At 60.7% G+C, this 23,087-nt stretch carries 20 protein-coding genes, 1 tRNA gene and 1 pseudogene; 10 read left to right on the top strand and 12 right to left on the bottom strand.

The genetic code is table 11. From position 1 onward, the window contains the following. The first annotated feature begins 19 nt into the window (after positions 1-19). Positions 20-703, top strand: a complete 684-nt coding sequence (locus GGE33_RS11245; protein ID WP_183684971.1) for a L,D-transpeptidase — start codon at positions 20-22, stop codon at positions 701-703. Between the two features lie 33 nt (positions 704-736). Here the strand turns inward: GGE33_RS11245 and glcF are convergent, their stop codons facing one another. The 3 genes from glcF to GGE33_RS11260 all read right to left on the bottom strand — a co-directional run bounded on the left by glcF (position 737) and on the right by GGE33_RS11260 (position 5,310). Continuing rightward, positions 737-2,059, bottom strand: coding sequence for a glycolate oxidase subunit GlcF (gene glcF, locus GGE33_RS11250; RefSeq protein ID WP_183823167.1), 1,323 nt, complete (start codon positions 2,057-2,059; stop codon positions 737-739). A gap of 322 nt (positions 2,060-2,381) precedes the next feature. Then, positions 2,382-3,584 carry an FAD-binding protein gene (locus GGE33_RS11255; RefSeq protein ID WP_183823169.1) on the bottom strand — a complete coding sequence of 401 codons (1,203 nt, stop codon included), beginning with the start codon at positions 3,582-3,584 and terminating at the stop codon, positions 2,382-2,384. A 292-nt stretch (positions 3,585-3,876) separates the two neighbouring features. Further along, a complete protein-coding gene (locus tag GGE33_RS11260) occupies positions 3,877-5,310 on the bottom strand; it encodes an FAD-linked oxidase C-terminal domain-containing protein (protein ID WP_183823171.1) in 1,434 nt (477 codons plus the stop codon). A gap of 334 nt (positions 5,311-5,644) precedes the next feature. Here GGE33_RS11260 and GGE33_RS11265 point away from each other — a divergent pair, with 334 nt between their 5' ends. The 4 genes from GGE33_RS11265 (at position 5,645) to GGE33_RS11280 (ending at position 10,040) form a co-directional block, all read left to right on the top strand. Then, positions 5,645-6,127 (top strand): NUDIX hydrolase, encoded by a 483-nt coding sequence (locus GGE33_RS11265; RefSeq protein WP_148147402.1) that lies wholly within the window; start codon positions 5,645-5,647, stop codon positions 6,125-6,127. A 111-nt stretch (positions 6,128-6,238) separates the two neighbouring features. Continuing rightward, a complete protein-coding gene (locus GGE33_RS11270) occupies positions 6,239-7,759 on the top strand; it encodes an inorganic phosphate transporter (RefSeq protein ID WP_183823173.1) in 1,521 nt (506 codons plus the stop codon). 9 nt (positions 7,760-7,768) lie between these two features. Beyond that, positions 7,769-8,506 carry a 16S rRNA (uracil(1498)-N(3))-methyltransferase gene (locus tag GGE33_RS11275; RefSeq protein WP_183823175.1) on the top strand — a complete coding sequence of 246 codons (738 nt, stop codon included), beginning with the start codon at positions 7,769-7,771 and terminating at the stop codon, positions 8,504-8,506. A 160-nt stretch (positions 8,507-8,666) separates the two neighbouring features. After that, the gene (locus GGE33_RS11280; protein ID WP_183823177.1) at positions 8,667-10,040 is read left to right on the top strand and encodes a glutamate--cysteine ligase; all 1,374 of its coding nucleotides are present in this window, start codon (positions 8,667-8,669) and stop codon (positions 10,038-10,040) included. Positions 10,041-10,182: 142 nt separating this feature from the next. Here the strand turns inward: GGE33_RS11280 and GGE33_RS11285 are convergent, their stop codons facing one another. Beyond that, positions 10,183-10,488, bottom strand: coding sequence for a DUF1127 domain-containing protein (locus tag GGE33_RS11285; protein ID WP_148147384.1), 306 nt, complete (start codon positions 10,486-10,488; stop codon positions 10,183-10,185). Positions 10,489-10,679: 191 nt separating this feature from the next. Between GGE33_RS11285 and GGE33_RS11290 the strand changes: the two genes are divergently transcribed. Beyond that, positions 10,680-11,630 carry a LysR substrate-binding domain-containing protein gene (locus tag GGE33_RS11290; protein ID WP_148147385.1) on the top strand — a complete coding sequence of 317 codons (951 nt, stop codon included), beginning with the start codon at positions 10,680-10,682 and terminating at the stop codon, positions 11,628-11,630. 112 nt (positions 11,631-11,742) lie between these two features. Next, positions 11,743-12,639 (top strand): hydrogen peroxide-inducible genes activator, encoded by an 897-nt coding sequence (locus tag GGE33_RS11295; protein ID WP_148147386.1) that lies wholly within the window; start codon positions 11,743-11,745, stop codon positions 12,637-12,639. A 32-nt stretch (positions 12,640-12,671) separates the two neighbouring features. On the opposite strand, the gene adhP is transcribed toward GGE33_RS11295, so the two are convergent. The 5 genes from adhP to GGE33_RS11320 form a co-directional block, all read right to left on the bottom strand. After that, entirely contained in the window at positions 12,672-13,700 is a 1,029-nt protein-coding gene (gene adhP / locus GGE33_RS11300) for an alcohol dehydrogenase AdhP (protein WP_148147387.1), read from the bottom strand. Positions 13,701-13,855: 155 nt separating this feature from the next. Next, positions 13,856-14,734, bottom strand: coding sequence for a dienelactone hydrolase family protein (locus GGE33_RS11305; protein ID WP_183823179.1), 879 nt, complete (start codon positions 14,732-14,734; stop codon positions 13,856-13,858). 141 nt (positions 14,735-14,875) lie between these two features. Beyond that, the gene (locus GGE33_RS11310; protein ID WP_148147403.1) at positions 14,876-15,295 is read right to left on the bottom strand and encodes an MAPEG family protein; all 420 of its coding nucleotides are present in this window, start codon (positions 15,293-15,295) and stop codon (positions 14,876-14,878) included. 99 nt (positions 15,296-15,394) lie between these two features. After that, positions 15,395-16,888: an IMP dehydrogenase gene (gene guaB / locus GGE33_RS11315; protein ID WP_148147389.1), complete on the bottom strand. Its 1,494-nt coding sequence runs from the start codon at positions 16,886-16,888 to the stop codon at positions 15,395-15,397. A gap of 189 nt (positions 16,889-17,077) precedes the next feature. Continuing rightward, on the bottom strand, positions 17,078-18,082 hold the full coding sequence (locus GGE33_RS11320; protein ID WP_183684969.1) for an MBL fold metallo-hydrolase: 1,005 nt from the start codon (positions 18,080-18,082) through the stop codon (positions 17,078-17,080). Positions 18,083-18,301: 219 nt separating this feature from the next. Between GGE33_RS11320 and GGE33_RS11325 the strand changes: the two genes are divergently transcribed. Continuing rightward, complete coding sequence (locus tag GGE33_RS11325) at positions 18,302-19,714, top strand: MFS transporter (RefSeq protein WP_148147391.1); 1,413 nt, start codon at positions 18,302-18,304, stop codon at positions 19,712-19,714. Between the two features lie 3 nt (positions 19,715-19,717). Here the strand turns inward: GGE33_RS11325 and GGE33_RS11330 are convergent, their stop codons facing one another. Both GGE33_RS11330 and GGE33_RS11335 read right to left on the bottom strand, forming a co-directional pair. Further along, the gene (locus GGE33_RS11330) at positions 19,718-20,458 is read right to left on the bottom strand and encodes an RlmE family RNA methyltransferase (RefSeq protein ID WP_148147392.1); all 741 of its coding nucleotides are present in this window, start codon (positions 20,456-20,458) and stop codon (positions 19,718-19,720) included. Then, on the bottom strand, positions 20,455-22,206 hold the full coding sequence (locus GGE33_RS11335; protein WP_183823181.1) for a Ppx/GppA phosphatase family protein: 1,752 nt from the start codon (positions 22,204-22,206) through the stop codon (positions 20,455-20,457). Before GGE33_RS11335 ends, GGE33_RS11330 begins: the two co-directional genes overlap by 4 nt. A 238-nt stretch (positions 22,207-22,444) precedes the next feature. Between GGE33_RS11335 and GGE33_RS11340 the strand changes: the two genes are divergently transcribed. Next, positions 22,445-22,518: transfer RNA gene (locus GGE33_RS11340), tRNA-Gln, on the top strand. 158 nt (positions 22,519-22,676) lie between these two features. Then, positions 22,677-22,784, top strand: a pseudogene (locus GGE33_RS28110) (DUF6538 domain-containing protein); the annotation flags it as partial. Here GGE33_RS28110 and GGE33_RS28115 read toward each other — a convergent pair. Then, on the bottom strand, positions 22,785-23,063 hold the full coding sequence (locus GGE33_RS28115) for a hypothetical protein (RefSeq protein WP_183823183.1): 279 nt from the start codon (positions 23,061-23,063) through the stop codon (positions 22,785-22,787). Positions 23,064-23,087: the final 24 nt, after the last annotated feature.

The following is a 23,087-nucleotide window of genomic DNA, read 5'->3' on the forward strand; positions in this document are numbered from 1 at the left end:
ATCTGTATGAGGGGTAAGGATGAAATCGCCTAAATTGCTGCTGGCCGTAGCCGGCATGATATTTGCGGCCATCGCCACCATGGCACCGGTCGAGACCGCCAGCGCTCAATCTCAAACGACCGCCAGCGATGTCGCGCCAAAGGTTCGCAACAAGGAAGTGCCGGCGAAATTCCAGCGCCGCAGCGTTCGCTTCACCACCAATGAAGCACCGGGTACGATCATCGTCGATACCAACAACAAGTTCCTCTATTACGTCGAAGGCAAAAACCGCGCGACGCGTTACGGCATCGGTGTCGGCCGCGAAGGTTTCGGCTGGTCTGGCGAAGTCTCGATCGGACGCAAGGCCGAATGGCCGACCTGGACCCCGCCGGCGGAAATGCGCGCCCGCGAAGCCCGCCGCGGCATCAAGCTGCCGGCGGTTCAGCCCGGCGGTCCGGACAATCCGCTGGGCGCCCGCGCCATGTATCTCTACAAAGGGGGCCGAGACACGATCTTCCGCATCCACGGCACCAACCAGCCCTGGTCCATCGGCCTCAACCTGTCTTCCGGCTGCATCCGCATGATGAACAAGGATGTCGAGCATCTTTATGCCCGCGCTCCGGTCGGCTCCAAGGTCGTCGTGATCGGACCCGGATCAAAGCCCGGCGACGTTGCCTTCAAGGATCGTGGCATCGACATTTTCCGCACGATTTTCGGCGGATAACAGAATTCTCCGGAATTGACCTGGGAAGGCCACCTAAACGGTGGCCTTTTCCTTTAAAGCCGACAGTTTCCCCGGCTTCTCGCCACCATAAGCCCAATCCAGCAATTCCACTGTGTGGACGATCGGAATGGCCGTGCCTGAGCCGATCTGGGTCATGCAGCCGATATTGCCGGTGGCGATGACATCCGGTTTCGTCGCCTCGATATTGCGAACCTTGCGGGCTTTCAACTCGGCAGAAATATCCGGCTGCAGGATGTTGTAAGTGCCGGCGGAGCCGCAACAGAGATGCCCTTCCGCCGGATCGCGCACGGTGAAGCCGGCATTTTTCAGCAGCAGTTTCGGTGCCATAGTGATTTTCTGGCCGTGCTGCATGGAACAGGCGGAATGATAGGTGACGTTGATACGTCTCTGTTCCTGTCGAGGCAGATCGAGCGTTGAGAGATATTCGGTTATGTCGCTGGCCAGCGCCGATACCCTTGCCGCCTTTTCGGCATAGGCCGGATCGAGCCGCAGCATGTGGCCGTAATCCTTGATGGTCGTGCCGCAACCGGATGCGGTGATGATGATCGCATCGAGGCCCTTGTTGTCGATCTCGCGTGTCCAGACATCGACGTTGTGGCGGGCAAAATCGAGCGCCTCTTCCTCACGCCCCATGTGATGAACAAGCGCGCCGCAACACCCCTCGCCTTCAGGCAAAATGACCTCGATACCAAAGCGGGCGAGAAGCCGGATTGTTGCTGAATTGATGCCCGGATCGAGCACGGATTGCGCGCAGCCCGAGAGGATAGCCACCCGCCCCCGCCTTATGCCGCGAATGGGCTGGGCGCCGTGCATGACCGTTTCCTGCCGCACCGGTGCAGATTGCGGCGCGAGATCGAGCATGGCGGCGAGCGGCTTCAGCGCCTTGACCTGCTTCAACAACGGCGCGAAAGGGCGGCCGAATCTTGCCAGCGTCAGCGCCGTGCGGAAGCGTGACGGATATGGCAGAACGGCGGCAAGCAGGCTGCGGATCAACCGGTCGATCAGCGGGCGCCTGTAGGTGTTTTCGATATGGACGCGGGCATGATCGACCAGATGCATGTAGTCGACGCCGGAAGGACAGGTGGAAACGCAGGAGAGACAGGAGAGGCACCGGTCGATATGGGTGACGACTTCCTCATCTGCATCGCGACCGTTTTCCAGCATGTCCTTGATCAGGTAGATGCGGCCGCGCGGGCTGTCGAGTTCGTTGCCCAAAGTCACATAGGTCGGACAGGTGGCGGTGCAGAAACCGCAATGGACGCAGCGACGAAGAATTTTTTCGGATTCGGCGACGTGCGGGTCTTCGAGCTGTTCGGGGGTGAAGGAGGTTTGCATCAGAAGGTTCCTCGGATCGTCGAGGTCGCCAGCCCCCCTCTGCCCTGCCGGGCATCTCCCCCACACGGGGGGAGATCACAAGCGGCGCGACCTTCGCGCATGTTTTTTAGGATGCCAACTCCGCCAATTCTGAACGCGCAATCGCCCCTCATCCGGCTGCCGCCACCTTCTCTCCGTTGAAACGGGGAGAAGGGATATGCCGCGACCGCTCGCTCAGCCACTGAGGTCGAGCGGGGCACGTCCCCTCTCCCCGCAGGCGGGGAGAGGGTTAGGGTGAGGGGCACGCCACGAGCAAAATGCCATCTGCTAAAGTTCATTCTCATCACCCCATCTTCCCCACGCTAAAAATCCCCGCCGGATCGAGCTTTTCCTTCACCCGCGCAGACAACGCCGCAACAGCATCCGGCAGCGGTTCGAAGGTCGGGATATCGGCGCGTGCTGCTTCCGTGGCCCGGATCAGGGTTGCGTGGCCGCCGCCCAACGCGCGGATATAGCGGCGGAGAAGCTCAGCTTCGGGATCGGCCTCCATTCGCATCCAGACCAGTCCTCCCTGCCAGTCGTAAAAGGCATCGATGCCGGCCTCCAGACGCAGCGCCGAGACCAGATGATAACCGGCGCTCGGGGCGACCGAGACCCGCCAGAGCGGTTTTTCCGTGCCATCGGCATAAGGGACAACGTTGCGGATCTCGCGCCAGAGCGTGAGGCTCCGTTCCATACCGAGCGTCGCAACCGGTCCGAAGGCTTCCATGACGGCGGCAAGTTTTTGCGCCCGGACCTCTACAGAAGGCCCAAGCCCTTCGAGCCGCAGCACGGTCGCCTCACCTTCCGGCAGGTGATTGCCGATGAAGCGAGAACGGACGCTTGCCGGCAGGTGTGCGGCACCGGAGATTTCCACCGGCAAGGCCATGGCCGCAGCCATCGCTTTTGCCGCCATCTCGTCGTCAAGGCCGGAGATGACGACGGTTTCCACCGCTGGCGGAACCGGCAGCACGCGAAAAGTGACTTCGGTGAGGAAACCGAGCGTGCCCTGCGAGCCGGCCAGCAACTTCGTGAGGTCGAGCCCGGTGACATTCTTCATCACCCTGCCGCCGGCGCGGATGATCTCACCGCGGCCGTTGACGAAGCGGAGACCGAGAAGGCTGTCGCGCGCAGCCCCTGCGGTGAGACGGCGGGGGCCGGAAACGTTGGCTGCAAAAACGCCGCCGATGGTCGGCTCGCGAGAATGAGCTCCATGGGTGCCGAGAATGCCGCGATGATCCATAGGCTCGAAAGCCATCATCTGGCGGTTGGCAGCAAGGGCTGCCTCGACCTCGGAAACCGGCGTGCCGGACCTGACCGTCATCACCATTTCGGCGGGGTCGTAATCGACGATGCCGGTGAGACCTCGGGAGCTGATCTGTTCGGCTGGCTGGTTCGCCCTGGCAAAACCACGGGTGTTGTTGCCGCAGATCTCCAGTGGCTTTCTCTCGGCTGCCGCATTGCGAATGATGTAGGCGGCATCGGCTTCGGTGTTGGGGATCAGCATGCGGGGGATGCTCCCCGCTGGTGTCGAGAGTGTGAATGCCCCCCTCTGCCCTGCCGGCTTTCCTGGGTCGAGCCACGTGTCTCGCCCCGCTCTCCGAGCCCCCCACAAGGAGGGAGATCAGCCAGGCGCACCCCTTTGCCCCAATCAATGTTGGATATGTATCGAGACGATAAGACGGGTAGAGAGAGGAACGAGGAGCATGCCTCTCGTGATCTCCCCCCTTGTGGGGGAGATGCCCGGCAGGGCAGAGGGGGGTGATGGGGGAACGAGACGGAACTGGAAAGCATAGGCTTCATCCCCTCCCTTCCAGCGGAAACACCTTTGACGGATTGAGGATCCAGTCCTCGTCAAACGCGGCGCGCACCGCCATCTGCTGCGCAAGCTCGGCCGGCGTATATTGATGCCGCATCAGGTCGCGTTTTTCGATGCCGACGCCGTGTTCGCCGGTGAGGCAGCCGCCGGCATCGACGCAGAGTTTGAGGATCTCGTTGCCCGCCTCTTCCGCCTTCATCGCCTCTTCCGGGTCATTGGCGTTGAACAAGATCAGCGGGTGCATGTTGCCGTCGCCGGCGTGGAACACATTGGCGACGCGAAGGCCGAAGCGATCGACGATTTCCGACGTCTTTTTCAGCACATAAGAGAGCTTGCCGAGCGGCACCGTGCCATCCATGCAGATGTAGTCGGCGATGCGGCCGGTGGCGCCGAAGGCGGATTTGCGGCCTTTCCAGATCAGCGCGGCCTCGGTTGCCGACTGGCATTCGCGCACGGTCATGACCTGATGGCGACGGGCGATCTCGACGATGTTTTCCAGCGTGGCATCCATTTCCGCTTCCGAGCCTTCGACCTCGACGATCAGGAGTGCGCCGACATCGAGCGGGTAACCAGCCTTGGCAAAAGCCTCGCAGATCTCGATCGCCGGCTTGTCCATGAATTCGATGGCGACCGGTATGATGCCGGCGGCGATAATATCGGCCACGCAGGCGCCGGCTTCCTCGGATGTCGAGAACCCGAACAGGACCGGGCGGGCGCCTTCCGGCTTGGCGATCAGGCGAACCGTCGCCTCGGTGACGATGCCGAGCTGGCCTTCCGAGCCGCAGACGAGGCCCAAGAGATCATAGCCTGCCGCATCCAGATGCTTGCCGCCCAACTCGATCACCTGGCCATCGACCAGGACCAGTTTCACGCCGAGAAGATTGTTGGTGGTGACACCGTATTTCAGACAGTGCGCGCCGCCGGAATTCATGCCGATATTGCCGCCGATGGTGCAGGCAAGCTGGGAGCTGGGATCGGGTGCGTAAAAGAAACCGTCCACCGCCACGGCTTCGGAAATATTCAGGTTGGTGACGCCGGCCTGCACCGTCGCGGTGCGGTTGGCATAGTCGATCTCGATGATGCGGGACATGCGCGACAGGCCGAGCACGATCGCATCCTCCTGCGGGATGGCACCGCCCGAAAGTGAGGTGCCGGCGCCGCGCGGCACGACGGGGATACCGTAGCGATGACAGTATTTCATCACCGCCGCCACCTGCGAGGTGGTACGCGGCAGAACGACGGCGAGCGGCATGCGGCGATAGCTGATGAAGGCGTCTGTTTCGAAGGGAACCAGTTCGCGCGCCTCATGGATGACGCAATCGGCCGGCAGAAGGCCGCGCAGATCATCGATGATGGTTGCCCTGCGAGACAGGACATCCTGCCTCGGCGGCAAAAACTGGATTGGCTGCGGCATGCATTCCTCCCTCGCATGTCTCAATCGCAACCTATTTCATGACGCCGGGATGCTTCAACTTATTCTTGACGAATGTCGCCTCGATGCGTTCGCCATGCGCATTTCGGCAACATTTCGAGGAAAGTTGAACAGGTGTGCAATAAGCTGTTGACGTCTCAGTTTATCGACCCCCTTATATTTAGCTGAGTAAGGGTTTTTAACGGGTGATTCACGATCAAATTCGATCCCGACACCTCGTTAATCCTGGCGCAATCATTATATTAGTAAAATGAAACTCTCGGAGGTGTTTTCTAAATTGGGCCTGATGAACCGTATCGCCAGCAATCTTCGTCTCATGGTGCAGCGCCCCCCGCGCCAGCAATATGCTGCGATCTGCTATCGCGCCACAAAGCGCGGCGAATTCGAGGTTCTGGTTGCCACCAGTCGCGATACCGGCCGGTGGGTGATCCCCAAGGGTTGGCCGATGGAAAACAGACAAGCGCATCAGGTCGCCGAGCAGGAAGCCAGGGAAGAGGTCGGCGTCAAAGGCAAGGCCGAGAAAAAGCCTTTCGGCTTTTACCATTACCGCAAGGGTCTCGATAACGGCATCAAGGTGCCGGTGCGCGTGCAGGTTCATCTGCTCAAGGTCGAAGGCAGCTGCAAGGACTTCAAGGAAAAGGGCGTGCGGCAGATCGAGTGGGTTTCTCCCGAAGAAGCCTCCAACCGGGTGAACGAGCCGGAACTGAAAATCCTGATGCTGCAGTTTGCCGAAAGGATGCGCAAACCGGTTCAGGATGTCGCCGCGGTTGGCACTCTCGCCATGAAAGCCACGGGCTGAGCAGGCCCTGCGGCCCAACATCATAATCTCTTCAAAAGCGAGCGCTAAAAAAGCTTCGGGATAAACCGGAGCAAGATATCCAAGCGCTGCTCCTTACCGATAAAACGAAGCATGGCCCAACAGAAGCCGCGTCTGGCAAAGCCGACGCTCGACAAGGATCTGGAAAAACTCTCCTCGGTGGAAGACGCCGCGCGGCATACGGCGCGCGGGCTTGCCGGTCCGGGCGTGGCGCTGCTCTTCATCATTCTGGCCGCGATTTTCGCCTCGACCTATGTGACCGGCACATCCGGCTCCGTCATCGTCATCGCCGCTGCGGCGCTGGCCGGCTATATGGCGATGAATATCGGCGCAAACGACGTGACCAACAATATCGGTGCCGCGGTCGGTGCGCGCGCCATGACGATGGGCTTCGGACTTGCCCTGGCTGCCGTCTTCGAGGTGGCGGGGGCCGTGCTGGCCGGCGGCAATGTCGCCACCACGATTGCCAGTGGCATCACCAACGGGGCGTTGATTTCCAGCCCTAACGTGCTGATCTGGGCGATGATGGCGGCGCTTCTTGCCGCTGCCGTACTGATCAACATCGCGACCTGGGCGAGCGCGCCGATCTCGACCACCCACTCCATCGTCGGTGCGGTGATGGGTGCCGGCATTGCCGCCGCCGGCTTCGGCGCGATCAACTGGGGGCTGGTCGCGGGCATTACCGCAAGCTGGGTCGTCTCACCGGTGCTCGGAGCGGTGATCGCGGCGGCGTTCCTTTTGCTGGTCAAGGAAACGATCATCTACCGCGAAGACAAGATCACGTCAGCCAAGACATGGGTGCCGGTGCTGATCGGTATCATGACCGGTGTATTTGCGGGCTATCTGACGCTTGTCGGCGGCAATCAGCTACGTGCGCCCTCGCCTTATCTGGCAAGCCTGGTGGCCGTCGTGACCGGCCTTATCGCCTGGCGGGTACTGATCCCGGTGATTGCCCGGCAGGCGGAGGGGCTGGAAAACCGTAACCAGTCGCTGAGAAAGCTTTTTCGCATTCCGCTGATCCTGTCGGCGGCGCTGATGTCATTTGCGCATGGAGCGAATGACGTGTCGAACGCGATCGGGCCATTGGCGGCGATCGTCGGAGCGGTTCAGGACGTGGCCACCGGCAGCGTGCACCGCATGCCCGGCGTACCGCTGTGGGAACTGGTGATCGGCGGCCTGGGCATTTCGCTCGGGCTTTTGCTTTACGGACCAAAACTGGTGCGGCTTGTGGGTGCCGAGATCACAAAGCTCAACCCGATGCGGGCCTATTGCGTATCGCTGTCAACGGGACTGACCGTGCTCGTCGCGTCGTGGATCGGCATGCCGGTCTCCTCCACCCATATTGCCGTCGGCGCGGTGTTCGGCGTCGGGCTTTTCCGCGAATGGTACACACGCAATTCGAAGCGGCGCTACGAATATATGCGGGTCCGTTCCGGCAGGGACATCCACCCCGAGGCCGAGGAACGCGAGCACAATGACGACGAGATGAAACGGCGCTACCTGGTGCGCCGTTCGCATATCCTGAGCATTCTCGCCGCCTGGATTATCACGCTTCCGGCCGCGGCAGGCCTTGCGGCGATCATTGCTACGGTTATGTTTGCGCTGTTTTTGTAAGAGAAGATCATGCGCGCCAATTTTCGCCTTCAGCGGCTTTTCGTCGTTTCTCCCCTGTCTACCGACACCCGGCATGAGGTATCGAGCGAGCAGTTCAATTATCTCGCCAACGTGCTGAGGCTGGAAGCCGGTGCGAAGGTTCTGGTATTCAACGGACGCGACGGCGAATGGCTGGCCGAGATCACCTTTCCCAGCCGCAAGAAGATCGTGCTTCAGCCGATCGAGCAGACAAGGCCGCAACCGGAAACCTCCGACCTGCATTATCTGTTTGCGCCGCTAAAAGTCGGCCGGCTGGATTATCTGGTGCAGAAGGCCGTGGAGATGGGGGCCGGCACGATGCAGCCGGTGATGACCCAGCATGTACAGGGTAAGATCACCAATCTCGACCGGCTGAAAGCGAATGTGACGGAAGCTGCCGAACAATGCGGCGTGCTGTCGATCCCGGAGGTTTGCGAACCGCGCAAGCTTGCCGAGATACTGGAGCGCTGGTCTGAAGACCGGCGGATCATCTTCTGTGACGAAGGCGACGAGGGCCAGAACCCGTTGCCGATCCTGGCAAAGATCACCGAGAAAAAGGTTGCCCTGCTTGTCGGTCCGGAGGGCGGGTTTTCGGAGGAGGAACGCAGCCTCTTGCGCTCGCTGCCCTACGTGACGGCGATACCGCTCGGGCCGCGGATCCTGCGGGCCGATACGGCGGCGGTTGCGGCACTGGCGGTCATTCAGGCGGCGATCGGTGATTGGAAGTAATGGAGGACCATTGCAGACTTGCCAAAGCGCAACAGATCGCACTGTTTTTCTGAACTGATCTTGAAACAAATTCGCTTGCACCGCAGATGAATTCGGTTCAATCAGCCGGACGATTATCAGTCTGGCTTATCATTCCAGGCCTTCCGACCAAGGTATTTTCATGGCGCGTGACACGACCGACCAGACACCACTTTCCTCGGTATCTGAGCTTTCCGCCTATCTGGCGCAGGGCTCGCGCCCCAAGGAAAAATTCCGCATCGGCACCGAACACGAGAAATTCGTGTTTTTCGCCAAGGACAACGCTCCCGTTCCCTATTTCGGCGATGCCAGCATTTCCGCGCTTTTGAAGGGCATGCAGGAAAGGCTCGGCTGGGAGCCGATCATGGACGGCGAGAACATCATCGGGCTTGGAGAACAGTCCGGCATGGGCGCGATCTCGATCGAGCCTGGCGGCCAGTTCGAATTGTCCGGAGCGCCGCTGGAGACGATCCACGAGACCTGCAAGGAATCCAACAAGCATCTGGCGCTGGTGAAAGAGATCGCAGAGCCGATGGGCATTCGCTTCCTTGGGCTGGGCGGCAGCCCGACATGGTCTCTGGCTGAAACGCCGCGCATGCCAAAATCCCGCTACGACATCATGACCCGTTACATGCCGAAGGTCGGCGCCAAGGGTCTCGACATGATGTACCGCACCTGCACGATCCAGGTTAACCTCGATTTCTCCTCGGAAGCCGACATGGCCGCCAAGATGCGGGTGTCGATGAAGCTGCAGTCGATCGCGACCGCGCTGTTTGCTTCCTCGCCGTTTACCGAAGGCAAGCCTAACGGTCTCCTCTCCTGGCGCGGCGATATCTGGCGCGATACCGACAACCGGCGTTCCGGCACCCTGCCCTTCGTCTTCGATGCGGATTTCCGGTTCGACCACTATGTCGAATGGGCGCTCGACGTGCCGATGTATTTTATCGTTCGCGACGGCAAATATCACGACTGCACTCATGTGACCTTCCGCCAGTTCATGGCCGGCGCGCTGAAGGGCGAAGTGGCCGACTGGCAGCCGAACATGGGTGACTGGACGAACCATCTCTCGACGCTCTTCCCCGACGTTCGACTGAAGCGTTTTCTTGAAATGCGCGGCGCAGACGGCGGCCCGTGGCGCCGGATCTGCGCGCTTCCGGCCTTCTGGGTCGGTTTGCTTTACGACGATGCGGCGCTTGCCGAAGCCGAGGCGCTGACGGCAGACTGGACGTTCGAGGATGTTGTCGCGATGCGCGATGCCGTCCCGGCACAGGGGCTTGCAGCGACGATCAAGGGCCGTCCGGTTCTGGACGTGGCGCGCGATGCAGCGCGGATTTCGACGGCCGGCCTCAAGGCGCGGGCGAAGCTCAATGGCGACGGCCAGGACGAAAGCGTCTTCCTGCAACCGCTCGAAGAAGTGCTGGCGAAGAAGGCAACGCTCGCCGACGATCTGCTTGCACTTTTCAACGGCCGCTGGAATGGCTCGGTCGAGCCGGTGTTCGACGAATACCAGTATTGATCTGAAAGCCCGCTTCGGCGGGCTTTTCTTCGCTCCACACAAAACAAAAAAGGCCCGGCGCGGGTGTCCGGCCGGGCAAGAGGCAGGGTCATTGGCTTACCCTGCGGGGAAAATCGTTACATTTTCGAATTGATGCACGCGGTCAGCGAGCTGGCGGCCGGGCAAACCGCGTGCGGGCGCGCGTACGAGCAGCCTTTGCCAGAAGCAGAGACGGATCATCCAGCGCGCCGGAACGATCAAGTGCGATCACGACATCACGGCGGCTAAGTCCGATATCGTCGAGCATATGATCATCCAATTCAGAAAGCGGATGCGCCGCAATGCGATTACGGATGGCGCGCCATGCGGATTTGATGCGCACGAACACGGCCGTCTGGACCAAACCGGCGCGAACCGGGGCCGCAGCCTTTACGAGCTTCAAATCAGTTCCGCATTCGGTCGTGCTCATCGGGGTATCCTTTCATCGGGCACGGTCAAAGGCTTTCCGACGGCTGATGCGGACGGATTGCCGGTGAGACATTTGCGCCGTTTGCAACAGCGCCTCTGTTCGAGAATTGCAGGTGTTATCGGTTAATCGTATTGATCAGTCCAACGAATGTTTCTAATGATGATTATCAACTTCACTGATGGATGACGCCCATGTCCGCTCCTCTCGATATCGACCAGTTGCATACTTTCATCGCCATCATCGACACGGGCAGCTTCACCAAGGCTGCGGACCGAGTGTTCAAGACGCAATCTGCCGTTTCGATGCAGATGCGCAGGCTTGAAGAACGGATCGGCAAGCAGCTGTTTGCCAAGGACGGGCGGGGCAACCGCCTGACGGCCGAGGGCGAGAAGCTGATGAACTATGCCCGGCGCATCATCCGGCTGAACAACGAGGCGATTGCGGCCTTCGATGACAACCGGCTGGAGGGCACGATCCGGATCGGCACTCCCGACGATTATGCCGACCGCTACATGCCGGAAATCATCGGCCGGTTCGCCAAGACCCATCCGAATGTGGAACTCTATATCGTCTGCGAACCATCGGTCAGCCTCGGCGAAAAGATGGCGCGGGGCGAACTCGATATCGCACTCGTGACCCATAACCCGCGGCAGCGGATCTCGGATGTGGTGCGGACGGAACCGCTGTGCTGGGTTGCATCCGCCAACCATCCGCTGAAGGATGATGCGCCTGTGCCGCTTGCGGTCGGACGCCGTGACTGTCTGTGGCGGCAGCTTGCCTGTTCGGCACTGGACGCGGATGGGCGCGAATATCAGGTTCTGTTCACCAGCTGGTCTTCGACCGTCATTGCGGCTGCGATCCTTGCCGGCATGGCCGTTTCGGTTCTGCCGGAATCGGCACTTCGGCCGGGCATGAAGGTTCTGACAGCCGCAGACGGCTTTCCGCCGCTGCCGCCAGTGCAGATCGGCCTGATGAAACGGCCGGGGCTTTCGCCGTCGCTGATGAACGCGATCACCGATCACATCACCGCCTGCCTCGACAACATTTCACCGGCCGCGATACCCGACGATCTCGACGGCGAGGTGAAGAGCTTCGCCCGGCAGGCGCGAGCGAGGTCGGGCCAGGTGATGACGGGGTGGTGAGATCTCCGTCAGCGTTTCATTTTCCAACGCGGCTGCAAACAGTTGAAGAAGATACCCTCATCTCATAATCTTGAGGTGCGGCATCGTCGCCGTTCGATCGGAATTTCCTATCATGCTTACACTTCGCCAGATGCGGTATTTCGAGGCGCTGGCTGCCACGCGGCATTTCGGCAAGGCGGCGGCGATGGTGCATGTCAGCCAGCCGGCGCTTTCGACCCAGATCATGGAAATGGAAGATCATCTGGGCGCGCAGCTGGTGGAGCGCAATCGCGCCGGCGTGCTTCTGACCGCCAAGGGCGAGGCGGTATTGTCGCGCATCCGCGTCATTCTTGGCGCGGTTGACGAACTGGAACAGACGGCGAGGCGCAAGAGCGGTGTCCTGGCCGGGCCGATCCGCATCGGCATCATTCCGACGGTCGCGCCCTATCTTGTGCCGAAACTGATCCCGTATCTGCGTCAAGCCTATCCGGAAATCGAGATTGAGCTGAAGGAAACAGTGACCGACCGGCTGGTTGCCGAACTTCTCGACGGGCGGCTGGATGCGGTGATCGCGGCGCTGCCGGTAGAAGCAGAGACGCTTGAGGTCAGGCCCTTGTTCGCCGACCGGTTCTTCATGGCGATGGCGAAGAATGACCGTGAGGTGCTGACCTCGCCGATGACGGAAAACCAGGTGGATGCCGACCGGCTGCTGCTGCTCGAAGAAGGGCACTGCCTGCGCGATCAGGCGCTTGCCGTCTGCAGCGCGGCCGGGAAAAGAAGCCTCGTCAATTTTGGCGCAACCTCAATGGCGACGCTGCTGCAGATGGTATCCCATGACATGGGAATGACGTTGATCCCCGAAATGGCGCTTGCCTCGGAAACCGCCCGAAACAACCTGATAATCGTGCCGTTTGCCGATCCCGCACCATCTCGCGAGATCGGATTGATATGGCGAAAATCCAGCGGGCGTTCAGAGGACATGTCTGCCTTGGCGGCAGCGATTATCGAGACAGCCCCGAAGCAGAAATGAGGGGCGCTGAGCGCCCCTCACCCGATCTTGGATCAGGCCGCGAGGTCCAGGACGACACGGCCGTCGATCTTGCCCTCTTCCATGCGGTGGAAAATGGCGTTTATGTTTTCCAGCTTGTCCCAAGAGAAAGTCGCGGCAACCTTGCCTTCCCCAGCAAAGACCAGCGACTCCTCAAGATCCTGACGGGTGCCGACAATGGAGCCACGCACGGTGATACGCTTCAGAACCGTATCGAAGACCGGCAGCGAGATATAACCGGGTGGCAGGCCGACCAACGCCATCGTGCCCCTGGAGCGCAGGAAGCCGTATGCCTGCTCCATCGCCTTGGGCGAAACGGCGGTAACCAGCGCGCCATGCACGCCGCCGGTCGCCTTCTGCACCTGCTCGATGGCATCGGCATCGCGGCCATTGACTGTGATGTCTGCGCCAAGCTTTTTCGCCAGATCCAGCTTTTCATCAAAAATATCGGCGGCCACAACATGCATGCCCATGGCCTTGGCATACTGAACAGCCATATGGCCGAGGCCGCCAACGCCGGAGATGACCACCCATTCGCCGGGCCGGACCTCAGTTTCCTTCAGGCCCTTGTAGACGGTGACGCCGGCGCAGAGCACGGGAGCGGCTGCGCCGAATTCGAGATTATCCGGCAGGCGGCCGCAGAAATCCGGATCGGCCAGACCATATTGCGCAAACGTGCCGTTGACGGAATAACCGGTATTCTGCTGGCTGCCGCAGAGCGTTTCCCAGCCGGTGCGGCAAGGCGAGCACGCGCCGCAGGCGGTGTGCAGCCACGGCACGCCGACGCGATCGCCTTCCTTGATACGGGAGACGCCGGCGCCGAGCTTTGCGACATAGCCGACACCCTCATGGCCGGGAATGAAGGGGGGATTGGGCTTGACCGGCCAATCGCCATTGGCGGCATGAAGATCGGTGTGGCAGACACCTGTTGCTTCGTATTTTATCAGGACCTGACCCGGGCCTGGATCGGGGATCGCCACTTCCTCGATGACGAGCGGCTTTCCGAATGCCCGTACGACGGCGGCCTTCATTGTTGATGCCATTTCATCCTCCTCACAAGCGATGACATTCGGCTGAGCGCTTGCTCGCCGCAACCGTGGAGAGAAAAGAAGCCGAACTGACACATGTCAACGTCGGCGGGTTTGCCGCCGCCGCTTCTGTCGCAAGGCTGCTACACTTGTGTGTGGCAAGATTGGTGTCAGCTAAGATACTTCCTGAAAAAGTCGGTCGTTCGGCTCCAGGCGAGATCTGCGGCTGCCTTGTCATAACGGGCGGCCGAGGTGTCGTTGTTGAAGGCGTGGTTGACGCCCTCGTAGACGAAGAGCTCGAAGGTCTTGCCGTTCTTTTCCAGCGCCTCGCGATAGGCGGGGATGCCGGCATTGATGCGCTCGTCGAGGCCGCCGTAATGCAACATCAGCGGCGCCTTGATTTTTGGCACATCCGCCGCCGGTGCCTGTTGTCCATAGTAGGCGACGCCGGCATTAAGCTCCGGCGAGTTGACCGCCATGCGGTTGACGAGGCCACCACCCCAGCAGAAGCCAACAGCACCGACTTTTCCGTTGGCGCCTTCATGTTTCGAAAGCCAGGCACGCGCCGCTTCGCCATCAGCGGCAGTCTGTGCCGGCGCAAGGGTGGAAAACATCTCGCGCGCCTTGTCCTCATCCGTGGGCGTTCCGCCGAGAGGAGAGAGGAAATCCACCGCAAGCGCGTTGAAGCCCTCCAGCGCCGCGCGGCGGGCGACATCGCGGATATGGTCGTTGAGGCCGCGGTTTTCGTGGATGACGATGATGGAGCCGAGCGGGCCGGTCGCGGATTTGGGACGGGCCCAATAGGCTTTCATGTCGCCGGTCGAACCGGGAAAAGTGACGTTTTCGGTCGTCAGCCGGTCGTCGCTTGCCTCGACCATGGCGGCGCGGGCGCCATTGGCGGCGAGCATGGGGGCGATGGCGGCCGCTGCGGCGCCGGACCCTGCGAGTGCGGTCAGCCGTTCCATGAACTTGCGTCGGTCGAGATGGAGATGGGTATATTCGTCATAGGCGTTGATCATCGCCTGGGTGACTTTTGGCTCCTTGTCCATGATGCCTGCTCCTCTCGCTACGCTTCGTGCAAAGTTAGGGCGGCCCTCCGACAAGGCGATGAAGCGCGGAAGGGCCGCGCTACACTTATGCGTGAAGAAATTGGTGCGTTAAAAAGATTGGTGCGTGAGAGCGGACCCGCCTCAGGACGTGGCGAGCCAAATCGCCAGCCAGCCCCACATCAACACTGTCACCATGAAGCCGAGCATGAACAGCGGGCGGCGCAGAAGCAGCCGGTTGCTGGTGATGTGGACATAGGAATGCGCGTAACGCGAGATGACGAAGATCCAGGCGAGTACAATGGTGATGATGTTGTCGGCATTGCAGATGAAGATCGCCAGCACGCCGGCGTGAAAAAGCATCGGCAGCTCGAACTGGTTCTTCAGGTTGTTATGGACCAGCAGGCTCTCAGTCGGCTCTGACAAGTTCTCCTTGAACTGCCGCGCATCGTAACCGCCGTCGCGGATGGCTGCGCCGCGGCGCATCGACAGCAGATAATAGAGGATGAAGACCAGAAAAGCGTGGGCAATCATTGGCCAGAACATGGCGGTCGTGTCGGTCATCATCGGCAATACTCCTACAATCTTCCCGACCTTCTGGCACGAAAACGGGCCGGGCAAAATGCCCGGCCCGCCTGAAATCGGTGGAGATGCTTCAACTCTTTACGAGCTGACGCCCGGATAGTTCGGGCTTTCGCGGGTGATGGTCACGCCATGCGGATGGCTTTCGCGAAGACCAGCGCCCGAAATGCGCACGAAGGTCGCCTTTTCCTGGAAGTCCTTGATGTCCTTGCCGCCGACATAACCCATGGCAGCCTTGAGGCCACCGGCGAGCTGGTGCAGCACGGCCGAGACCGGGCCCTTGTACGGAACCTGACCTTCGATGCCTTCCGGAACGAGCTTCAGCGTGTCGCGCACTTCCGCCTGGAAGTAACGGTCTGCCGAGCCGCGCGCCATGGCGCCGACGGAGCCCATGCCGCGATAGGCTTTGAAGGAACGGCCCTGGTAGAGGTAAACTTCGCCCGGGCTTTCATCGGTACCGGCCAGAAGCGAGCCGACCATGACGGCGGAGGCGCCGGCGGCGATCGCCTTGGCGACGTCGCCCGAGAACTTCAGGCCACCATCGGCGATGACCGGGATACCGTGCTTGTTGCCTTCCTCGACTGCCGCCATGACGGCTGCGAGCTGCGGAACGCCGACGCCTGCGACAACGCGGGTGGTGCAGATCGAGCCCGGGCCGATACCGACCTTGATGCAGTCTGCGCCGGCATCGATCAGTGCCTTGGTGCCTTCGGCGGTAGCGACATTGCCGGCGATGATGCGAATGGCGTTCGACATCTTCTTGACGTGGGCAACGGCATCCAGAACCTTCTGGGAATGACCGTGGGCGGTATCGACGACGATGACATCGACGCCGGCATCGATCAGGCGCTCGGCGCGCTCGACGCCATCGTCACCGGTGGAGATGGCGGCGGCGGCACGCAGACGGCCCTGGGCGTCCTTAGCGGCGTTCGGGTTGAGCTGCGACTTCTCGATGTCCTTGACGGTGATGAGACCGATGCAGCGGCCTTCATTGTCGACGACCAGCAGCTTTTCGATGCGGTGGGAATGGAGAAGGCGCTTGGCCTCGGCCTGCTCGACACCGTCCTTGACCGTGATCAGGTTGTCGCGGGTCATCAGTTCGAAGATCTTCTGGTTCGGATCAGAAGCGAAACGGACGTCGCGGTTGGTGAGGATACCGACCAGACGGCCCGGGCGACCGCCGTTTTCGACGACCGGAATGCCGGAAATGCCGTGAGCCTTCATCAACGACAGGGCTTCGGCCAGCGTTGCATCCGGGCCGATCGTGACCGGGTTGACGACCATGCCGCTTTCGAACTTCTTGACCTGGCGGACTTCTTCAGCTTGTTCGATCGGGGTCAGGTTGCGGTGGATGACGCCCATGCCGCCCGACTGCGCCATGGCGATCGCCAGACGGCTTTCGGTGACCGTGTCCATGGCCGAGGACAGGATCGGCAACGAAAGGTCGATATCCTTGGCGATGCGGGTGGAAATATTGGTCTGACCCGGCATGATTTCCGAGTGCCCCGGCTGGAGAAGCACGTCGTCGAATGTTAGCGCTTCCGCGCCGGTTGCCGAGATTACGATGCGTGCCATTGCCAGTTCCTTCAGTTGGATAGGCAGAATCCTCCGGGAAAAGGAAATCCTTCATCCGGTTGCTTCTGCATGAAATACATGGAAGTTGGCGAGGGCTGGTAACACGTTCATGACAACAAGGGAATAGAAAAAACCCGGGAGGCAGCCCACCCGGGTTTGCATAGCTCATATGCTGTACGCAGAAAACGATCAGATATCGAACTGATAGCTCTTCGGCACGAAGCGGTAACCCGTCTCCTGCTTTTCGGCATAACCGACCGCCGGGAACGGCATGTGATAGCCGAGGAAGGCGACCTTGTCGGTGGCGACCATGTCGAACACCTTCTTCCGGGTTGCGGCGGCGGCGGCCTTGTCCATGTCGAACTTCACTTCCCAATCCGGGCGCTGCAGCGACAGCACGAAGTGGTTTGCCGTGTCGGCCGTCAGGATCAGGCGCTTGCCGGCGGATTCGACGTTGAAGATCATGTGGCCCGGCGAGTGGCCGAAAGCTGCCATGCTGGTGATGCCGGAGACGACATCGGCGCCATCACCGATGAAGGTGATCTTTTCGGCAAGCGGCTTGACGTTGGCAAGCACGCCCTTGTGGCCACCTTCGGCAGGTGTGCCGACACGCGCAGTATCGCTCCAGAAATCGTATTCCTTCTGGCCGACGACATAACGGGCATTCTCGAAGGCAGGTTTTCCATTTTCCATCAGGCCGCCGATATGGTCGCCGTGTAGATGGGTCAGGACGACGATGGTGACGTCGGCCGGCATGTAACCGGCAGCGGCCATACCTTCTATCAGGCGGCCTGCGCCCTGTGCATGACCGGACTGGCCGAAACCGGTATCGAACAGGATAACGTCAGAACCGGTGTCGATCAGGGTCGGCGAGAAGCCGTTGACGAACTGGTCTGTCGGCAAAAAATTGTCAGACAGAAGCGCGCCGACGGTTTCAGCGGACTGGTTGGTGCCGAAGGTTTCGTTCGGCACGCCAGACGGACGAGCGCCATCCTTGACGACGAGAACCTCGAAACTGCCTACCTTGAACTTATGAAGATCGGGCGGGGTAACACGATCGATTGCCAAATTGCTGCTCGCTTTGCTGCTGTCCTGGGCGAAGGCCGCCCGGTTGCCGATGATTGCCGGTGCAGCGAGGACCGTGAAGCCCGCAGTGCCCAGCAAAGTTCTTCTTCCGATACCGTTTCCAGCCATATCCCGTTCCCTCATGACGAATGATGTCGACGCGAAGTTAGCGCGCCCGAGCGAAAAGTTGACGATGATCAGGGGTCAAAATCGCGTTTTCACGCAGACGTGACACCTCGCCCGACCAATGAGATGAACAAAAGGCGCGGAACGTCCATTGGCAGAACGGCTTTGGAGGTTTACAGGCCTCTTGTCCCTCGGGCCTGTCAGATAACGGCATCCGTCTCCATGAATCGTATCATTCCACTCATCCTCGCTGTCGCCCTGTTCATGGAGAACATGGATTCGACTGTGATCGCCACCGCGCTTCCGACAATCGCCAATGATCTCGGCGTCAGCCCGATCACACTCAAGCTGGCGCTAACCTCTTATATGGTGGCGCTTGCGATGTTCATCCCGATCAGCGGATGGATGTCGGACCGGTTCGGCGCGAAGAAGGTGTTCCGGCTGGCGATCTGCGTTTTCATCATCGGATCGATCCTCTGCGCGATCTCCGATTCTGTCGTCCAGTTCGTCATGTCACGTTTTCTGCAGGGCATGGGCGGGGCAATGATGACGCCGGTCGGGCGCCTGGTTCTGCTGCGCACCACCAAGCGCAGCGATCTCGTTTCCGCCATGGCGCTTTTGACCATACCGGCGCTTGTCGGACCGCTGACGGGGCCGCCGATCGGTGGCTTCATTACGACCTATTTTTCCTGGCACTGGATCTTCATCATCAATGTGCCGATCGGGGTGATCGGCCTTTACCTCACCGGCAGATACCTGCCCGAAGTGCCGCCGATGGGAACTGCCAGGATGGACTGGACTGGCTTCCTGCTGACATCCGTCGCGGCCTCCGGCGTCGTCTTCGGGCTTTCGGTAATCGGCCTGCCGGCCCTGCCGCCCGCAGTCGGAATCAGCGCAACGCTTGCAGGCTTTGCCGCGTGCTTTCTTTATGTGCGTCACGCAAGGCTGCACCCTCACCCGATCCTGAACCTGCAGATCTTCAACGACCGGGCATTCAGGGCATCGACAACGGGTGGCACGCTGTTTCGGATTGCCACCGGTGCCATCCCCTTTCTGATGCCGCTGATGTTGCAGCTCGGTTTCGGGCTCAATCCGTTCCAATCCGGTCTTATCACTTTTTCAGGTGCGATCGGTGCGCTGACCGTGAAGTTCATGGCGCGGCGGGTATTTGCCGTCACCGGCTTCCGCACGGCGCTTATGGTCGCCGGCGTTCTCGGCGCAGCCATGACGGCGGTGAACGGGTTCTTCACGCCCGAGACGCCGCATATCTGGATCATCGGTGCGCTTCTGGCGGCAGGCCTGTTCCGCTCGCTGTTCTTTACCGGCGTCAACGCACTAGGTTATTCGGAGATTTCCGACGAACTGGCGAGCCAGGCGACCTCCATGGCATCCGCGCTGCAGCAGGTCAGCCTTGCGCTTGGCGTCGCCTTTGCCGCCTTCATCCTGGAAATGTCGTCGATGTTTTCAGGCAGCCATCTGCAGCTTTCAGATTTTCACCTTGCCTTCTTCATCGTGGCCGCCGTCTCGCTGTTTTCGATCATTCCGCTCATCAAGCTCGATCCGCTGACAGGGGCCGATGTTTCCGGCCACCGGGGCCGGCGACCGGCTGACGTGCAGCCGGAAGCGGGAGAATAAGGATCAGTCGTCAGACGTCTCGGAAACGACTTCGGCGTCAGCATCCTCTGCCCTGCGACCCTTGAAGTGCTTGGCGAGCAGGAACATCTCGACCGATTCCTGACGCGACGACGCGGGCTTCACATGGATGACCTGCTTGAAGTTCTTCTTTAGGAGATCAAGCAGATCCTTTTCCGTGCCGCCCTGGAAGGTCTTTGCCAGGAAGTGACCGCCTTCGGCCAGAACCTCGATGGCGAAATGCGCCGCGACCTCGCACAAATGCATGGTGCGCAGATGGTCTGTCCGGTGATGGCCGGTCGTCGGCGCCGCCATATCGGAAAGCACGAGGTTCGGCACGCCGCCGATCGCTTCCTTCAAAAGTGCAGGCGCGCTGTCATCGAGAAAATCGAGCTGCAGGATTTTTACGCCCGGCAAGGGATCGACCTCCAGAAAGTCGATGGCGGCCACGCGCGGATCCTCGTCCGTCGAGTTCGTCACCTTGGCGGCGATCTGCGACCAGCTGCCAGGTGCTGCGCCCAAATCGATGATGCGGCGGGCGCCCTTCAAGATCTGGTGTTTTTCATCGATCTCAAGCAGCTTGAAGGCGGCGCGGGCGCGATAACCCTCGAGCTTTGCCCGCTGCACGTAAGGATCGTTGATATGGCGCTCCAGCCAGCGGCGCGAAGACGCCTTCAGCTTGCCCTTCTTGACCTTCTGGCCGAGCTTTCGCCCTGTTCTGTTTATTCCGACCGGTGTCTTCGTCATCGCCGTCTCAAAACCTCTCCGGAACCTGTCGAGCCCGATCTTCTCGAGCGAATGCGCCGCCAGACGCCATCATCGGCCATCATATCGGTCAAAAGCCCTTCGCGCAGCCCGCGATCGGCAACCCGCATTCTGGGACTTGGCCAACGGCGGCGGATCGCCTCCAGAATGGCGCAGCCAGCAAGCACCAGATCAGCACGATCAGGGCCAATGCACGGATTGGCGGCACGCCCGGCGAAATCCCAGGAAAGCAGCTTTGCCTGCATGGCGGAAACTTCCGCATCCGACAGCCACAGGCCATCGACCCTGCGACGGTCATAACGCGGCAAATCGAGATGGACGCCGGCAAGCGTCGTGACCGTGCCCGATGTGCCGATCAGATGGAAATCGTAGTCGCTGCCGTTGCCACCGGCTTCAGGCGGCGGGCAATCGAATTTTGCCAGCATGCCCTGAACCTCACAGATCATCGCCTCGAAGACATCCGGCGTCACATCGCGACCACCATAACGCTCCGACAGAGTGACGACGCCGACGGGCAGCGACGTCCAGTGCGTGATATGGTTGGCAAGCCGCGATGAGCGATTGTCGGCGATGCGGATGACGGCAATTTCCGACGAGCCACCGCCGATATCGAACAGCACGATAGAACGCGCCTCACGCCCCACAAGCGAGGAGCAGCCGGAAACGGCAAGACGCGCCTCTGTCTCGCGATCGATGATTTCCAGCTCAAGACCGGTTTCGGCAGTCACCCGCGCCAGAAATTCCTCGCCGTTTGCGGCGGCGCGGCAGGCTTCGGTTGCGATCAACCGCATCTTGCGGATCGGCTTGGCGGCGAGCTTCAAGGCACAGATGCGCAAAGCCTCGACGGCACGGTCCATCGCGTCGTTCGACAGCCGGCCGGTGGCTGCAAGCCCCTCCCCCAGACGCACGATGCGCGAGAACGCATCGACGACGCGAAAATGGCCCGGACGCGTCGGCTGGGCGATCAGCAGGCGGCAATTGTTGGTGCCGAGATCGAGCGCGGCATAAAGATCGTCATGGAAGGGAAGCGGCGCGTCGACCGACTGCAGGGCCGGGGTGATGCTGCTGCCCTGCTCGGAAGAAGACATCGCCCGTGTCAACGCAGGCTGCGAAACACCGTTCAGAGCGCCTTTTGCCTGTGTGAGGGGGCGCCCCTGAAGGCCGCGACCGGCCCGGTTCTTCTTGCGCCGGTCCCGCCCTCTGCCGCCATGAGACTGACCGCTGTGAGACTGGCCACCATGAGACTGGCCGCCGTGATTTTTGCCTTCATTCCGCGATGCGCCTTCGCCACCCGCATGATGAGGCTGCTGCGCGCTTGCGCCGGCATTCGATGCGCCTGCCGAATGGGATGATCCGCCTCGGGCATCGACATGCGGCTTGCCACCGGAATGCCCTGAAGCACCGGCTGCAGCCTGTGGAATGTGATCGGACGATGCACCGGAATGAGATCTGGAGCGCCTGCGCTTGCGTTTGCGCGCAGGCTGATCCTGCTTCGCGACATCCGATTTCCCGGCATCGCGTTTAGCCACGTCCTGTCTTGACGAGTCCTGCTTTTTTTCTGGGCGCGCGGCCGGGTCAGCCTGAACGGCCGATGACGCGTGTTGGGAAGTGTTCGCATTGCGGTTTTTGCCGCCGCGCTTCCCTTTCCTGCGACGGGGCCGCTTTTGCGCCCCACGCTCTCCGGCCGACGCCCCGCCATCTGGCGGCATACGGCCGCTATCGGGGTCCATTGGTCGTTCTATCCATTTCGCGGCGCACCGCCTCCAAAAGGCGTGCTGCTGCGTCTGATTGCTTCGTTGCGGCAAGGATAACAGCGCAAGCGCAATTCGCCAATGTCTTTTTCCGAACGGCGACCAAAAGTGGCTGATGCAAGATGCTGCAAATTTTTCGGAAAAAACTATTTGCAAGTCGCGAAGGTTTGGCTATAAGCGCCGCACACCGACGAACCGGCCAAGCGCCGCTTCCTGCTGGGGAATAGTTCAACGGTAGAACGACGGACTCTGACTCCGTTAATCTTGGTTCGAATCCAGGTTCCCCAGCCAATTCTCCCTAAATGCCCTTAATTCCTTGATTTTCCAGTCGTGCCGGATATCGTTTTGGCATCATCGGCGACCTGATGCCCAGAACTGTAGCCCACAGGTGATGCCCACGCGAAATATGCGCGGCGGCAGCGCCGGTGGCAGGCAAGGGCAAGTTCCTCATGGCGGTCCGCCACGACGTCGAGAATCTCACCCGCCGCGGCAATATCTTCTATTGGCGCGCGCGCATTCCGAACACGTTCCAGCAATGCCGATCCGGCAGCCGGCTTTCACTGAGCCTTCACTGTTCGGATCATAAAAAGGCGCAAGTCATCGGTCGGAAGCTCAACACGCTGCTGGCCGAACTGAAGATGAATTTGAAGGAACCGATGTCCAAGGCGCAGCTCCAAAAGCTTTGCGAACACGAACGCGACATGATGCTTGAGCATCTGGAAGACGTCTCGACGGCTGCGCGTCGCTACGGCCGTCCCGCCGACATCGCAGAGCTGGAAATGGATATCGAAAATGGCTGGGCCTATCGCCTGATAGGGATGTTCGGGCTTCGCCACCGAGCCCGGGCACCAAGACAATGC

It is taken from the genome of Aliirhizobium cellulosilyticum, assembly GCF_014198105.1.
GTDB lineage: Bacteria > Pseudomonadota > Alphaproteobacteria > Rhizobiales > Rhizobiaceae > Neorhizobium > Neorhizobium cellulosilyticum.